We start from the raw sequence: 15,219 nt of genomic DNA on the forward strand, positions 1-15,219 counted from the left end.
GCGGGCAAATTGCGGCAGCGGGGACGCGACATGGAACTGAGGCAACTGCGCTACTTCGTCAGCGTGATCGAGCACGGCAGCATGGGCAAGGCGGCGCTGGAGCTGGGCGTGGTCACGTCCGCGCTGAGCCAGCAGATCAGCCGGCTGGAGAGCGAGCTGTCGACGCGGCTGCTGCAGCGCACTTCCACCGGCGTGGTCGCCACCGACGCCGGGCTGGCCTTCTGGCGCCAGGCCCAGCTGGCGCTGCGCCATATCGACGATGCCGCGCTGGCCGCGCGGCAGGCGCGCCTGTCGGGCCATGTCAGCGTGGGCCTGCCGCCCAGCACCGCCGCGGTGCTGGCGCTGCCCTTCATGCAGGCCATGCGCGAGCGCTACCCCGACGTGCGACTGCGCATGGTGGAGAGCCTGTCCGGCTACCTCGGCACGATGCTGAGCGCGCGCCAGATCGACCTGGCGGTGCTGTTCAGCGAGGAGCCCGCGCAGCGCTGGAGCGTGCTGCCGCTGCTCGATGAGCGGCTGTTCGTGATCGGCGCCGAGGGGCTGGCCGGCATGCCGCGCGGCGAGCAGACCTCGGTGGCGGCACTTGGCAAGCTGCCGCTGATCCTGCCCAGCGGCTCGCACGGGCTGCGCGCGCTGGTCGCCGCGTGCTTTCGCCAGGCGAAGCGCGAACCCCAGGTGGTGGCGGAGATCGACGGGCTGGCGATCCTGATGGACGCCGTGCGCGGTGGCCTGGGCGCCACCATCCAGCCGGGCGCGGCACTGGCGCGCAGCCACGGCACGCCCTACCGCAGCATACTGGTCACCGACGCCGGCGCCACGCGGCCCAACCTGCTGGTCAGCCTGTCCGACGATGAACTGTCGCCGGCGGGCCTGGCCGCGCGCGTGGTGCTGGCCGACGTCGCCACCACGCTGGTGCGCGAGGGGCGCTGGCCCGGCGCCACGTTGCGCCCGCGCTGAGCCGGCTGTGCCCCGGCCGGGCTTCACGAAAGCTGAAGCCCCCTTGCCGCGCCCCTGCTGGCGCCCGCCCGCCTTGCGCGCCAAGATGGCGCCAGCAAGGAGACAATCCCCATGGTCGACGTATTGGTAATTGGCGGCGGCAACGCGGCCCTGTGCGCGGCGCTGATGGCGCGCGAAGCCGGGGCCTCGGTGCTGCTGCTCGAATCCGCGCCGCGCGCCTGGCGCGGCGGCAACTCCCAGCACACGCGCAACCTGCGCTGCATGCACGACGCGCCGCAGGACGTGCTGGTCGATGCCTATCCCGAGGAAGAGTACTGGCAGGATCTGCTCAAGGTCACCGGCGGCATCACCGACGAACACCTGGCGCGGCTGGTGATCCGCGCGTCATCGACCTGCCGGCCGTGGATGCGCAGGCATGGCGTGCGCTTCCAGCCGCCGCTGTCGGGTGCGCTGCACGTGGCGCGCACCAACGCCTTCTTCATGGGTGGCGGCAAGGCGCTGGTCAACGCGTACTACCGCAGCGCCGAAGCGATGGGGGTGCAGGTCCGCTATGAAACCCCGGTGGATACGATCGAGCTGGATGGCGACCGCTTCGTCGCCGCGCGCAGCGGCAGCCAGCGCTTCACCGCGCGCGCCTGCGTGCTGGCCGCGGGCGGCTTTGAATCCAACCGCGAATGGCTGCGCGAAGCCTGGGGCCGGAATGAACGTGGAGAATGGCCCGCCGACAACTTCCTGATCCGCGGCACGCGCTTCAACCAGGGCGTGCTGCTGCGTTACATGATCGACGCGGGCGCCGATGCCATCGGCGACCCGTCGCAATCGCACTGTGTCGCCATCGACGCGCGCGCGCCGCTGTACGACGGCGGCATCTGCACGCGCATCGATTGCGTGTCGCTGGGCGTCGTGGTCAATCGCGACGCCGTGCGCTTCTACGACGAGGGCGAGGACTTCTGGCCCAAGCGCTACGCCATCTGGGGCCGGCTGGTGGCGCAGCAGCCCGGGCAGATCGGCTATTCGATCATCGACAGCAAGGCCATCGGCCGCTTCATGCCGCCGGTGTTTCCCGGCGAGAAGGCCGACACGCTGCCTGAGCTCACGCGCAAGCTGGGGCTGCCGGAAGCGCAGTTCGTGCGCACGGTGCAGGACTACAACGCGGCGTGCCGCGTCGGCAGCTTCGACCATACCGCGCTGGACGACTGCCACACCGAAGGCCTGGCACCAGCCAAGACGCATTGGGCCAGGCCGCTCGACCAGGCGCCGTTCTATGGCTACGCGCTGCGGCCGGGCATCACCTTCACTTACCTGGGGCTCAAGGTCAACGACCGCGCCCAGGTGCACTTTGGCGGCAAGCCAAGCGGGAATCTGTTCGTGGCAGGAGAAATGATGGCCGGCAACGTGCTCGGCAAGGGATACACGGCCGGTGTCGGCATGTCGATCGGCACGGCCTTCGGGCGCATCGCGGGCACGCAGGCTGCATTGGCGGCGGGCATCAACACGGGAGCCATCCATGCAGAAGCTTGAAGCCCTGACGCGCGAGGCCGCGCAACTGGCCGGGCAGGACGCTGCCGCCCCGGCGCCGCAGTCCCGCGTCATCCGCGTGCTGCCGCTGACCGACAATGAGGCCGAAGTTGCCCGGCAGATGCAGATCTGCAATGCCTGCCGCTACTGCGAAGGCTTCTGCGCGGTGTTCCCGGCCATGACCCGCCGGCTGGAGTTCGGCAAGGCCGACGTCAACTACCTGGCCAACCTGTGCCACAACTGCGGCGCCTGCTACCACGCCTGCCAGTACGCGCCGCCGCATGATTTCGGCGTCAATGTGCCGCAGGCCATGGCAAAGGTGCGGCTGGAAACCTATAGCGAATATGCATGGCCCGCGCCGCTGGGCAAGCTGTACCAGCGCAACGGGCTGACGGTGTCGGTGGCGCTGGCCTTCGGGCTGGCGTTGTTCCTGGTACTCGCCGCCACGCTGGGCGGCGCGCTGTGGCAGACGCATGAGGGCGGCAATTTCTACGCGGTATTCCCGCACAACACGCTGGCGGCATTGTTCGGCAGTGTGTTCGGCTTTGCCGTGCTTGCGCTTGGCCTGGGCGTGCGCCGCTTCTGGCGTGATGTCTCTGCCGGCACAGCGTCGGCACCGGCCGTGGCAGAGGCGGCCCGGAACGTGCTGGCACTGACCTACCTCGATGGCGGCCACGGCGATGGCTGCAACGAGGCCAGCGACCGCTTCACACTGGCGCGGCGGCGCTTCCACCATTTCACGTTCTACGGTTTCATGCTGTGCTTTGCGTCGACAGTGGTGGCGACCGGCTACCACTATCTGCTGGGCTGGCATGCGCCCTATCCGGTCACGAGCCTGCCGGTGCTGCTGGGCACCGCCGGCGGCGTGGGCCTGCTGGTGGGCCCGGCCGGCTTGCTGTGGCTGAACCTGCGCCGGCACCCGATGCATGGGGATGCCCGGCAGCGCCCGATGGACCGCGGCTTCATCGCGCTGCTGCTGCTGACCAGCGCCACCGGACTGGGGTTGCTGGCCGGGCGCGGCACGGCGGCGATGCCGCTGCTGCTGGCGGTCCACCTTGGCGTGGTGATGGCGTTGTTTGCGACGCTGCCGTATGGCAAGTTCGCACACGGCATCTATCGCAGTGCGGCGCTGCTCAAATCTGCGATCGAAAAGCGGCAGAAAAACAAGCTGCAGCTTGGCAGCGATTGAGTGGCAGCCGTTCCCGCCCACGCATAAACAAAAAGCCGGTCCCCGACAGGGACCGGCTTTTCTTTGGCGCAGCCTGTATGTGAATCAATCCACCGTAGCGCCCGAAGCCTTCACCACCTTCGCCCACTTGGCCGTCTCCGACTTCATGAACGCGGCCAGCTGGGCCGGCTTTTCCGGGTTGGGTTCGGCACCCTGGTCGGCCATCTGCTTCTTCACTTCCGGCATGGCCAGGATCTTCACCACTTCGGCGTTGAGGCGGTCGACGATGGGCTGCGGCGTGCCGCCGGTGGCGTACAGCGCAAACCACGAGGTGGCCTCATAGCCCGGCACACCCGATTCGGCCACGGTCGGCACGTTGGGCAGCGCCGGCGAGCGCTTGGCCGAAGTCACGGCGATGGCGCGCAACTTGCCGGCCTTCACGTGCGGGTACGACGACGGCATGTTGTCGAACATCAGGCCGATCTGGTTGCCCAGCAGGTCGTTCACGGCCGGGGCGCTGCCCTTGTACGGGATGTGCTGGATATGCAGGCCGGTCATGGAGTTGAACAGCTCGCCCGACAGGTGCATCGACGAACCGCTGCCCGACGAGCCGTACGACAGCTTGTCCGGGTTGGCCTTGACGTAGGTGATCAGTTCCTTGACGTTGTTGACCGGCACCTTGGGATTCACCACCACCAGGTTCGGCACCATGGCCACGCGCGTGATCGGTGCGAAGTCCTTGACCGGGTCATACGGCAGCTTGGAATACAGCGACTGGTTGATCGCGTGCGTGCCGATGGTGCCCATGAACAGCGTGTAGCCATCGCCAGGCGCCTTGGCCGCCAGCGAGGCGCCGATATTGCCGCCCGCGCCCGGACGGTTGTCGATCACCACCGGCTGGCCGAGCGCCTTGCCCAGCTGCAGGCCGACGATGCGGGCCAGGATGTCGGTGGTGCCGCCGGCCGAGAACGGCACGATCATGGTGATCGGCTTGGTCGGGTAGCCGCCCTGCGCATGGGCCGCACCGGCAAAGCCGGCGATGGTGGTGGCCAGCGCCACGCCAGCGGCAAGCAGGCGGCGGCGCGTGGTGGAGGTCTGGGAATCTTGTCTCATCGGTAATGCTCCGGTGCTATATCGTTCCGGCGGTGATTGGGTACCGCGGGAGGTTGTGCTGAATGGCGTGATTGCCGTTCCCGAACGGATGGCGCGCACATGCGCGCATCCGGTGGGCGGCCCGGCCACGGGCCGCCATGCGTGACGCTTGGTTAACGTCTCTTCTTGTTGAATGCTTGAATGCGGATGCCTGGGACGCGCGCTGCTTACACCGGCGCAACGCCCAGCGTGGTGCCGCCGCACACGTACAGCACCTGGCCGGTGACGAAGCCGTTGTCTGGCGACAGGAAGAACAGCGCGGCACGCGCAACGTCTTCCGGCGTACCCATGCGCTTGACCGTGATGCTGGCCAGGATGCGCCAGGTCTGTTCGGCGCCTTCGGGGTTGCTCTTGCGGAACAGCTCGGTGGCGATCGGGCCCGGGGCCACGGCGTTGACGGTGACGCCGTCGCCGCCCAGCTCCATCGCGAGCGTGCGGGTCATGCCGATCAGGCCGGCCTTGGTGGCGGAGTACACCACGCGCTCGGCCTTGCCCAGCGCGGCGCGCGAGGCCATGTTGACGATGCGGCCAAAGCCGGCGGCACGCATCGCGGGCAGGCACGCCTGCGTCAGCAGCAGCGTGGCCTGCAGGTGCAGGGCGGTCACGTAGTCCAGGTCGGCGACGGTGGCGGTGTCGGCGGTGCCGGGGCGCGTGGCGCCGGCGTTGTTCACCAGGCGCGTGACGGCGAAGCGCGAGGTCACCTGCGCGGCCACGGCGCGGGTCGCCTCGGCATCGGTCAGGTCGGCCTGGAAGAAAGTCAGGTTCGGGTGCGACCAGGCCGGTTCGGCATAGTCGATATTGACCACCTGGGTCACGCCATCGGCCAGCAGCATTTCACAGATGGCGCGGCCGATACCGGAACTGCCGCCGGTCACGAGCGTGGCTACGGGAAGGGACATCTCTTGCTCACTCCAAGAACTACCGCTAACTCGCTCCCTCTCCCGCTTGCGGGAGAGGGAGTACACCCTCAGCTTTCCAACTGGCTTGACTTAGACCCGCTCGATCACCATCGCAATACCCTGGCCCACGCCAATGCACATCGTGCACAGCGCAAAGCGCCCACCGGTGCGATGCAGCTGGTACATCGCGGTGGTCACCAGGCGCGCGCCGCTCATGCCCAGCGGGTGGCCCAGCGCGATCGCGCCGCCGTTCGGGTTGACGCGCTTGTCGTCGTCGGCCACGCCCAGTTCACGCAGCACGGCCAGGCCTTGCGCGGCGAACGCTTCGTTCAGCTCGATCACGTCGATCTGGTCCATGGTCATGCCCAGCTGCCTGAGCAGCTTCTGCGACGCCGGTGCCGGGCCGATGCCCATCACGCGCGGCGCCACGCCGGCGGTGGCCATGCCGACGATGCGGGCGCGCGGGGTCAGGCCGTGCTGCTTGAGGCCGGCTTCGCTGGCCAGCAGCAGCGCGCAGGCGCCGTCGTTCACGCCCGAGGCATTGCCGGCGGTCACGGTGCCGTCAGGACGGACCACGCCGCGCAGCTTGGCCAGCGCTTCCATGCTGGTGGCGCGCGGGTGCTCGTCGCGCTCGACCACGATCGGGTCGCCCTTCTTCTGGGCGATGGTGACCGGGGTTATTTCCTGCGCCAGCGTGCCGTCGGCCTGCGCGCGCGAGGCCTTTTCCTGGCTGCGCAGCGCCATCAGGTCCTGGTCTTCGCGGCTGATCTTGTAGTCGGTGGCAACGTTCTCGGCGGTCTCGGGCATCGAGTCCACGCCGTAGGCCGCGCGCATGGCCGGGTTGATAAAGCGCCAGCCGATGGTGGTGTCGAAGATCTGCGCATCGCGCGAGAACGCGCTGGTGGCCTTGCCCATCACGAACGGGGCGCGGCTCATGCTTTCCACGCCGCCGGCGATCATCAGGGTGGCTTCGCCGGCCTTGATGGCGCGCGCGGCGGTGCCGGTAGCGTCCATGCCGGAGCCGCACAGGCGGTTGATGGTGGCGCCCGGCACCTCTTGCGGCAGGCCCGCCAGCAGCGCCGACATGCGTGCCACGTTGCGGTTGTCTTCGCCGGCCTGGTTGGCGTTGCCGTAGATCACGTCATCGATGGCCTTCCAGTCCAGGTTCGGATTGCGGGCCATCAGCGCCTTCAGCGGCACCGCGCCGAGGTCGTCCGGGCGCACCGCGGACAGGCTGCCGCCGTAGCGGCCGATGGGGGTGCGGATGGCGTCGCAGATAAAGGCTTCGGTCATGGTGTGTCTCTCTCGTTTTGGTGTGTGGTGATGCCGGCGCTCAGGCGGCCAGCTTCAGGGGAACGTCGGTAATGCGCTGCAGTTCATCGAAGCTCAGCCCTTCGACCAGGTCGCGCGCGACCAGCCCGTCGGCGGTCACGTCGATGGTCGCAAGGTCAGTGTAGATGCGGGTCACGCAGCCGATGCCGGTCAGCGGATAGGTGCACTGCGGCACGATCTTGCTCTCGCCCTGCTTGGTCTGGTGCTCCATCATCACGAACACCTGCTTGGCGCCGATGGCCAGGTCCATCGCACCGCCCACGGCGGGGATGGCGCCGGGCGCGCCGGTGTGCCAGTTGGCCAGGTCGCCCTTCTCTGAGACCTGGAACGCACCCAGCACGCAGAAGTCCAGGTGGCCGCCACGCATCATCGCGAACGAATCGGCGTGATGGAAGAACGAGCCGCCCGGCTTGACCGTCACCGGCTGCTTGCCGGCATTGATCAGGTCGCCGTCTTCCTCGCCGGGCGCGGGCGCGGGGCCCATGCCAAGCAGGCCGTTCTCGCTGTGCAGCAGGATTTCCTTGTCTGCGGGCAGGTGGTTGCCGACCAGTGTCGGCAGGCCGATGCCGAGGTTGACCACGGCACCGTCGGGAATGTCTTTGGCCACGCGGGCGGCCATCTGATCGCGGGTCAGGCGTTGCATCTGGATTCTCCTGTTACCTGTCGCTCAGGCGACCTTGACGACGCGCTTGACGAAGAGGCCCGGCGTCACGATGTGTTCGGGGTCCATCTCGCCCAGCTCCACCACGTGGCTGACTTGCACGATGGCGCATTTGGCGGCCATCGCCATGATCGGGCCGAAATTGCGCGCAGTCTTGCGATAGGTAAGGTTGCCCCAGCGGTCGGCGGTGTCGGCCTTGATCAGCGCGAAGTCGGCGTGGATCGGGGTCTCGAACACATAGCCCTGGCCGTCGATGATGCGCGTTTCCTTGCCCTCGGCCAGCGGCGTGCCGTAGGCGGTGCGCGTGAAGAAGCCGCCGATGCCGGCACCGGCGGCGCGGATGCGCTCGGCCAGGTTGCCCTGGGGCACCAGTTCCAGCTCGATCTCGCCCGCGTGGTAGAGCGAATCGAAGACGTAGGAATCCGCCTGGCGCGGGAACGAGCAGATGATCTTGCGCACGCGCTTGGTCTTGAGCAGCGCGGCCAGCCCGGTGTCGCCGTTGCCGGCGTTGTTGTTGACGATGGTCAGGTCGCGCGCGCCTTGCTCGATCAGCGCGTCGATCAGTTCCGCGGGCATGCCTGCGAGGCCGAAGCCGCCAATCAGGATGGTGGCGCCGTCGTGGATGCCGGCCACCGCCGCTTCCACCGAGTCGTATAGCTTGTTGATCACTTGCGTTCCAGGTCGGAAGATCCGCCAGGCTACCGGAGCGGGCCGCAAGACGCGGCGCATGAAAGGCTGTCTCCGGTAATCCTGCCGGAAGGAGTTTCGTCGCGGCGGGCTGCGCGGGGCGCTACCCATTTGAACGAGTCCAGCAGTCTGCGTGAGTCTTTGGGTGTGACCGGTTGTTCGTTAACCGATTTGTTCGATATACGAACTTGAATTCGCAGAATGAACAGATTACACCTGCGCGTCGGCGACGGTCAAGCCGACCGGGCGGTCGGCTAACCAGATTGTGCGATTAGCGCGCGCGGGTGACGGGCACACCCCGTGTGTAGGACGGGGCCGACATCACAATCGGCTCGCACTCGATATGGCCCGGGGGTCGCACGGGCTATTGTGGAATCAGGCAAGGCAATACCCGCACAGCAGCCACCGGACCACCCGGCTGAGCAGGGCAGCCTGGCAACAAAGAACGAGGAGCCCGTCATGGCCACCGTCCATGTCCCGTTTTCATCCACGCCCCATGCAGTGACGCTTGCGCGCATCCTGCATGTCACGCAGCAGGCGTGGGGACTGAAACCCAGCAAGGATCAACTGCAATCGCCCGCGCCTGCCCCGGCTGGCGCCAACATGCCATCCCGCCCGCACCCGCTGTCGCGCCGCGTGCGCCTGGCCCGGGCAGCCGCCCGCGCATTTGAAGCGCAAGTGATGGCGATTCGTTGCCGCCAGGTATTCGTCGGCTGACGGGGAAACCCCGCCGCATTACGCGAGGGTCGCCACGCCCGTCAACAGTACCCGGCTGCCGCCAACCCCAGGGCGCACCTCCAACCGCACGTCGATGCGCTCACGCAATTCGGTGACGTGCGAAATGATCCCCACCAGCCTCCCTGCCTGCTGCAGGTCCAGCAGCGTACGGATGGCAAAGTCCAGGCTCTCGGGATCGAGCGTGCCAAAGCCTTCGTCGACAAACAGCGTATCGAGCTGGATGCCGCCGGCGCGCGACTGCACCACGTCGGCCAGCCCCAGCGCCAGCGACAACGACGCGAGGAAGCCCTCGCCGCCTGACAGCGTATTGGCCGGACGCGCCGCGCCGGTATCGTGGTCGAACACTTCGATATCCAGTCCGCCCGCACTGCGCTGGTCTGCCTGCTCGCGCACGCGCTGCAGCACATAGCGGCCGCGGCTCATCGCCAGCAAACGCGCCGAAGCGGCTTCCAGCACCTCATCGAGCAGTGTGGCCAGCACGAAGCGCTGGAAGGTCATGCGGCGCGGGTTGTTGCCGTTGGCGACTTCGGCCAGCCGGCCCAGCACCGCGTAGCGTGCCTCGATGTCGCGCCCCTGCGCGTCCAGCTGCTGCAGGCGCAGCTGGCACTGCAGCAGCGTGTCGCGCGAACGGCCGCGCTCGGCCTGTTGCCGGACCAGGGCTTCCACCGCGGCGGCCGACGCATCGCGCGCTGCGCGCAGGCCGTCCAGATCCGGCGCGTCCAGCGCTTGCGCGGCGGCCTCGGCGCGTTCGCGCCAGTCGGCGGCTGTGGCCAGCTGGGTATCGAACGCGCGCAGCGTCGCGTCGAGCGCCTGCATGGCATCGTCGCCAAGACAGGCGGCCGCGTGGGCCGGCACATCGGCAAAGCCTTGCTGCGCGAGCGCCTGTGCAAGCACGGATTCGGCCTCGGCCAGGCGGTTAGACGCCTGGGCCTGTGCCTGCTGTGCCGAGACCAGTCCAGCCTGTGCCCCGGCTGCGTCCGCCGCAGCCTGGCGCTCGGCCGCCTGCGCAGCGGCCAGCGCCTGTTCCAGCGCGGCGAGCATAGCCTGCGCCTGCCGCAGGGCCTCGCCCAGCGCCACGGGGTCGCGTGAATCCTCGGGAACCTGCGCACTGTTGGCCTGCCATTCGCCACGGCAGTGGGCCAGCGCCTGGGCAGCGGCCTCGGCGCCGGCCGTGGCATCGCGGCTGGCGGCGTCCGCCGCTGCGAGCGCGGTGCGGCAGCTGACGATGGCGGCTTCGCGTTGCGCAAGGCTTGCCGCCGCTTGCCGGCCTTCGGCCAGTGCCGCTTCCAGTCCCGTGATCTCGGCTTTCAGCTTGCGGGCGGACTCGTCGCCGACCTCGCCCAGCGCCTGCGCCAGTTCGTCCAGCCGCTCGCGCGCCTGGGCAATGGCAGCTTGTGCCGCCTGGTGCTGGCCGGTGCAGCGCACCGCATGGGATTCAGCCTCGAGCGCGGCGTGGCGGGCCTGCTCCAGCGCCTGGTCCGGCAGCGGCGCCGCCACGTGCTGCGCCGGTGCCGGGTGCGCGGTGCTGCCGCAGACCGGGCAGGCATCGCCCGCTGCCAGGCTTGCGGCCAGCCGCGCGGCCTGCCCGGCGCGCCAGGCGGCTTCCGCTTCGGCCAGCGCGGCGCGGCACTGCTCGCGCTGGCGCAGGGCTTGCTGTTCGGCAGCGGCGGCATTGGCCGCCTGTGCGTTCGCGGCATCCAGTGCCCGGACAGCTTGCTGATGACGGTCAAGCTGCCGCGCGCGTTCCTGCAACGCGGCCAGCTGCAACGCCGTGGCCTGTGCCTGCGCGGCAGCAAGCTGGCCTTGCGCCAGCGCGGACTCCGCGCCAACGGCATCGGCTTGCCGCGTGGCAAGCTGTGCGGCGGCGCGTTCGCGCGCGGTGGCGGCTGCCACCTGCCTGGCTTCGGCCGCCTGCAGCGCGGCCAGCTGCGCACCCAGCTGCTGCGCGCGCGGCAGCATGTCTGCCAGCTGCGAAACCCGCCTCTGCGCGGACTGGCGCGCTTCAGCGCGTGCCTTTTCGGCCTGCAAGGCGGCAGCCGCCTGCGTGGCCTGTTGCGCGGCGCGCGCCGCCTGCTCGCCAGACTGCGTCAAGGCAACGGCGCTGGCGGCCTGGTCGCGCTGCGCGGCTTGCCACGCCTGCAGTGCCGGCCTGACACGCGCGGCGCGCTGGGCGGCGTGCAGGCGCGCGCGCTCATGCTCCATGGCTGGCTGGCGCGCCAGCAGCGCCGCGTGCGCGGCCTGCGCCTGCTGGCGTTCCCGCAACCGCGCCGCCACCTGCTCGCCGGCACCCAGCGCCGCCTGCGCTGCGGCCAGCGTGGCCCGCGCGCCCTGTTCCTGCCCCTGCAGCGCCTGCAACTCGGCCTGCAAGGCCTCGATTCCCTCTGCCAGCGCCTGCGCCGATTCCACCCCAACCTGGCGCAGCGCTTCGTCGCGCTGGATAGTGATGCGCTCGGCATCGCGGCGGATGCCGGCGGCCTCGGCCTTCAGCAGCTCTTCCACGCGCCGGTACAACTCGGTGCGGAACAGGCGCTCCAGAATGGCCTGGCGCGCCTGCGAACTGGCGGTCAGCAATTCACGGAAGCGCCCCTGCGGCAGCACGATCACCTGGCGGAACTGGGCACTGTCGAAACCCAGCAAGTCGCGCACGGCGTCGCTGACCCTGGCGGGCTGGCTGGCCTTGCTGATCCAGTCGTTGCCGTCATGCAGGTCCAGCTGGGCCTTGGCCGGCTCGGTCACCCAGCCCTCGCCGCGCTGCTTGGGCCGCTCCTGTACCGGCGAGCGCACCACGCGCCAGCGCTGCGCGCCCAGGCTGAACTCCAGCGTCACCTCGGTGCGCAGCGCGGGCGCGGCGTTGGCGCTGCGCATGGCCTGCGCACTGCGCTCGCCGCCGGAGGTATCGCCGTACAGCGCAAAGCAGATCGCGTCGAGCAGCGTGGTCTTGCCCGCGCCGGTCGGGCCGTGGATCAGCACAAAGGCCTGCTCGCCCAGCCGCGTGAAATCGACCTGCTCGGTCGCGGCAAAGGGACCGAAGGCCTGCAGCGTCAAATGCAGCGGTCTCATGCCGACTCCCTGTCCGCGGCGGCGATCCCGGTCAGCACCTGGTCGAGCACGGCACGCTGGTCCGGTTCCAGCTCGGCATCCGCCACTTCGCGGAAGAAGTTGGCAAAGAGTTCGCCGGTACCCAGTTGCCGCAACTTGCGCCCGGCCTCCGAAGCCGTGCCGGTGCGCGCCAGCACCGTGCGTTCGATCGCGAGCGCATTGGGATAGACCTGCCGCAGCCTGGCCATCGGGTCCAGCAGCGCGCCCGTATCGGTGAGCCGCGCGTGGATGTAGTCATCGCGTTGCGGATCATCGACACCCGCCGCCAGCACCGCGGCCAGTTCGCCTTCGACCACGCGCACATCGCGCAGCGCCTGCAGCGGCACCGGCGTGATGGCGACCGCCCCGTCCGCGCCCAGTTCGATGCGCGACACCGACTTGTCGTGCGCGCACTCTGACAGCGAATACTTCAGCAGCGAGCCCGCATAGTGAACGCGCCCGGCGCCCAGCGTCTGGGGCCGGTGCAGGTGGCCCAGCGCCACCAGGTCAAAGCCGGCGAACAGGTCCGCAGCCACCGCGCCGCTGCCGCCCACCGACAGCGGCCGTTCCGATTCGCTTGCCGCGCCGCCCACCACGAAGGCATGGCCCACCACCACGGCACGCACGCCCGGCGGATGCACCGCGCGGATGGCATCGAGCTGCGCGCGCAGCGCGGCTTCATGCGATGGCAGGTCGGTGCCCATGGCATCGCGCACCACCGCCGGTTCCGCGTACGGCAGCGCGTAGATGCGCACCTCGCCGTGGGTGTCGTGCAGCGTCACGCAGGCCGCCTCGGCCAGCGTGCGGCCGGCCACGTGCAGGCCCTGCGCCCGCATCAGCCGCGCGCCGAATTCCAGCCGCTGCGCGCTGTCATGGTTGCCGGCGATCATCACCACCGGCACTCCGGTGTCGATGACGATGCGGCCCAGCACGTCGTCGAGCAAGGCCACTGCTTCAGGCGGCGGCACGGCGCGGTCGTAGACGTCGCCGGCGATCAGCACGGCATCGGGGCGTTCGGTGCGGACCAGTTCGACAAACTGGTCGAGGATATGGGCCTGGTCTTCCAGCAGGCTGCGCGCATGGAAGAGCCGGCCGAGATGCCAGTCGGCGGTGTGAAGGAAACGCAATCCGGGATCCGATAGATGCAAAGGCGAAACCCGCATCATAATGCGTTGCGACCTGACTGCCCGTTCAGCAACGGTTCAGGCGGGCGCGCGCATCATGCATGCAGTCGCCCCAAATTTGAAATTTTCGGAGAACGCACATGAAACGCATCCTGACCGCCACTGCCCTGACCCTTGTGCTGGGACTGGCCGCCGCCGGCGCCAGCGCCCAGTACACCGGCCCGTCGGCCGTCCTGGTGATGACCGTTAAGGCGCTGCAGGCAGATGGCAAGGACGACCAGCAGGCCGTGCTGCGCGGCAAGATCATCAGCAGCGTCGGCGACGAGCGCTACCTGTTCTCGGACGGCACCGGCCAGATGAAGGTGAAGATCAAGGCCAAGCTCTGGCCGGCACAGAAGCCGGTGGATGCGCAGACCACGGTGGAACTGGTCGGCGAATACGACAAGGAGCTGATCGGCGAATCACACTTCGACGTGAAGGAGATCCGCCTGCCCTGAGGCGTGTCCTGATGCGCGTGTTCTGAGCCGTGCAGTCAGACCGGCTCGGCCTCGCTGTCGGCGATCTGGTACTTGCGCATCTTTTCCCACAGCACCTTGCGGCTGATGCCCAGGCTTGCCGCCGTGTCCTGCCGCCGCCAGCCATTGGCATCGAGCGCGGCCAGGATGCGGCGGCGCTCTTCCGTATCGGCACGCAGGTCGTTGCGCTCGCCGCCATCGAACGCACCCGGATGCAGCGAGCGGAACAGCGGCCGGATGCGCTCTTCGTCCCAGTGCCCGGTCTGCTGCACGGTGATGCCCACACGCTCGGCCAGGTTGCGCAGCTCGCGCACATTGCCGGTGAAATAGGCGGTGCCAACCGCGCCCTTGAGCCAGTCAGGCATCGGCGGCAGCGCGTCGAAGCCGGATTCCCCCAGCATATGGCGCAGGAAGGACTGCAGCAGTGCCACCTTGTCGGCCTGGCCACGCTCTTCCAGGCTGGGGATGCGCATCTCGATCACCGCCAGGCGGAAGAACAGGTCGGCGCGGAAACGCCCCTGTCGCACCGCGTCGCGCAGGTCCTTGTTGGTCGCCGCCACCAGCCGGAAATCCAGCTTGACCGCCAGGGTCGATCCCAGCCGGGTGATCACGTTCTCTTCCAGCACGCGCAGCAGCTTGACCTGCTGGAACAGCGGCAGGTCGCCGATTTCATCGAGAAACAGCGTGCCGCCGTTGGCCTGCTCGAAATAGCCACGGTGCGCGAACGAGGCGCCGGTGAACGCGCCCTTGGCATGGCCGAAGAACTGCGACTCGAACAAGCCGTCAGGGATCGCACCGCAGTTGACCGCGACGAACGGCCCCTTTCCGTAGGTGCCATTGCGCTCATGGAACAGGCGCGCGATGCGTTCCTTGCCCGCGCCGGTTTCGCCATACAGCATCACGTTGCTGCCGAAGTCGGCGAAGGTTTCCACATGCTGCAGCAACTGGCGCATCGCCGGCGAGCCGGCCACCAGATCGGCCTCGCGCTCGCCGGGCGCGTCCGTGGCCAGCAGTTGCGGCAGCAGCTTGCCGATCTGGCTGCGCAGGTCGGCGCCGGTGAAGTCATCGGCAAGAATATGCGCGTACTCCGGCGGAAAGCGCCCGGGATCGGCCTCGCGGCCGGGGCCTGCCACCCAGATCACCGGCATGCCGTGCGCGGCCTCCCAGTCCAGCGAAAAGCGCGCCGCGCCGATCACCGACACGCTGATCACCGCGATGCAGGGCTTCAGGCGCGGCTCGGCAGGCAAGGCTTCGAGTGCGCCGGCGCGGATAACGTCCACGCCCAGCGGCGCCAGGAAACGCGTGACGCGGTCGGCGATCTCGTACTTGCCTTCCCACACGTAGACTTCAAGGTTTTCGTAGGCCCAGCGGTCTGTCTTCATTCGATTTC

At 68.8% G+C, this 15,219-nt stretch carries 13 protein-coding genes; 5 read left to right on the forward strand and 8 right to left on the reverse strand.

Annotation, left to right across the window (positions count from 1 at the left end):
• The first annotated feature begins 30 nt into the window (after positions 1-30).
• The 3 genes from AC1Q6V_RS08685 to tcuB all read left to right on the forward strand — a co-directional run bounded on the left by AC1Q6V_RS08685 (position 31) and on the right by tcuB (position 3,664).
• Positions 31-957: a LysR family transcriptional regulator gene (locus tag AC1Q6V_RS08685; protein ID WP_011616412.1), complete on the forward strand. Its 927-nt coding sequence runs from the start codon at positions 31-33 to the stop codon at positions 955-957.
• Between the two features lie 111 nt (positions 958-1,068).
• Positions 1,069-2,478: an FAD-dependent tricarballylate dehydrogenase TcuA gene (gene tcuA, locus AC1Q6V_RS08690; protein ID WP_454750012.1), complete on the forward strand. Its 1,410-nt coding sequence runs from the start codon at positions 1,069-1,071 to the stop codon at positions 2,476-2,478.
• Entirely contained in the window at positions 2,465-3,664 is a 1,200-nt protein-coding gene (gene tcuB, locus AC1Q6V_RS08695) for a tricarballylate utilization 4Fe-4S protein TcuB (protein ID WP_454750011.1), read from the forward strand. Before tcuA ends, tcuB begins: the two co-directional genes overlap by 14 nt.
• A gap of 84 nt (positions 3,665-3,748) precedes the next feature.
• On the opposite strand, the gene AC1Q6V_RS08700 is transcribed toward tcuB, so the two are convergent.
• From AC1Q6V_RS08700 to AC1Q6V_RS08720, 5 genes are all read right to left on the reverse strand, one after another.
• Positions 3,749-4,756 (reverse strand): Bug family tripartite tricarboxylate transporter substrate binding protein, encoded by a 1,008-nt coding sequence (locus tag AC1Q6V_RS08700; RefSeq protein WP_010809834.1) that lies wholly within the window; start codon positions 4,754-4,756, stop codon positions 3,749-3,751.
• A 206-nt stretch (positions 4,757-4,962) separates the two neighbouring features.
• Positions 4,963-5,694, reverse strand: a complete 732-nt coding sequence (locus tag AC1Q6V_RS08705) for an SDR family NAD(P)-dependent oxidoreductase (protein WP_454750010.1) — start codon at positions 5,692-5,694, stop codon at positions 4,963-4,965.
• Positions 5,695-5,784: 90 nt separating this feature from the next.
• Entirely contained in the window at positions 5,785-6,987 is a 1,203-nt protein-coding gene (gene pcaF, locus AC1Q6V_RS08710; protein WP_010809832.1) for a 3-oxoadipyl-CoA thiolase, read from the reverse strand.
• Positions 6,988-7,027: 40 nt separating this feature from the next.
• Positions 7,028-7,669, reverse strand: a complete 642-nt coding sequence (locus tag AC1Q6V_RS08715; protein ID WP_454750009.1) for a 3-oxoacid CoA-transferase subunit B — start codon at positions 7,667-7,669, stop codon at positions 7,028-7,030.
• Between the two features lie 24 nt (positions 7,670-7,693).
• On the reverse strand, positions 7,694-8,356 hold the full coding sequence (locus tag AC1Q6V_RS08720) for a 3-oxoacid CoA-transferase subunit A (protein ID WP_010809830.1): 663 nt from the start codon (positions 8,354-8,356) through the stop codon (positions 7,694-7,696).
• Positions 8,357-8,833: 477 nt separating this feature from the next.
• Between AC1Q6V_RS08720 and AC1Q6V_RS08725 the strand changes: the two genes are divergently transcribed.
• A complete protein-coding gene (locus AC1Q6V_RS08725) occupies positions 8,834-9,091 on the forward strand; it encodes a hypothetical protein (protein WP_010809829.1) in 258 nt (85 codons plus the stop codon).
• An 18-nt stretch (positions 9,092-9,109) separates the two neighbouring features.
• On the opposite strand, the gene AC1Q6V_RS08730 is transcribed toward AC1Q6V_RS08725, so the two are convergent.
• Positions 9,110-12,172 carry an AAA family ATPase gene (locus AC1Q6V_RS08730; protein ID WP_454750008.1) on the reverse strand — a complete coding sequence of 1,021 codons (3,063 nt, stop codon included), beginning with the start codon at positions 12,170-12,172 and terminating at the stop codon, positions 9,110-9,112.
• On the reverse strand, positions 12,169-13,317 hold the full coding sequence (locus AC1Q6V_RS08735; protein WP_454750007.1) for an exonuclease SbcCD subunit D: 1,149 nt from the start codon (positions 13,315-13,317) through the stop codon (positions 12,169-12,171). The genes AC1Q6V_RS08730 and AC1Q6V_RS08735 overlap by 4 nt, the downstream gene beginning before the upstream one ends.
• A 137-nt stretch (positions 13,318-13,454) precedes the next feature.
• On the opposite strand from AC1Q6V_RS08735, the gene AC1Q6V_RS08740 reads away from it, so the two are divergent.
• Positions 13,455-13,811 (forward strand): YgiW/YdeI family stress tolerance OB fold protein, encoded by a 357-nt coding sequence (locus AC1Q6V_RS08740; RefSeq protein ID WP_454750006.1) that lies wholly within the window; start codon positions 13,455-13,457, stop codon positions 13,809-13,811.
• A gap of 35 nt (positions 13,812-13,846) precedes the next feature.
• On the opposite strand, the gene AC1Q6V_RS08745 is transcribed toward AC1Q6V_RS08740, so the two are convergent.
• A complete protein-coding gene (locus AC1Q6V_RS08745) occupies positions 13,847-15,211 on the reverse strand; it encodes a sigma 54-interacting transcriptional regulator (protein WP_011616405.1) in 1,365 nt (454 codons plus the stop codon).
• Positions 15,212-15,219 lie beyond the last annotated feature (8 nt).

The sequence above is a fragment of the Cupriavidus sp. GW823-FHT07B10 genome (genome assembly GCF_058794355.1).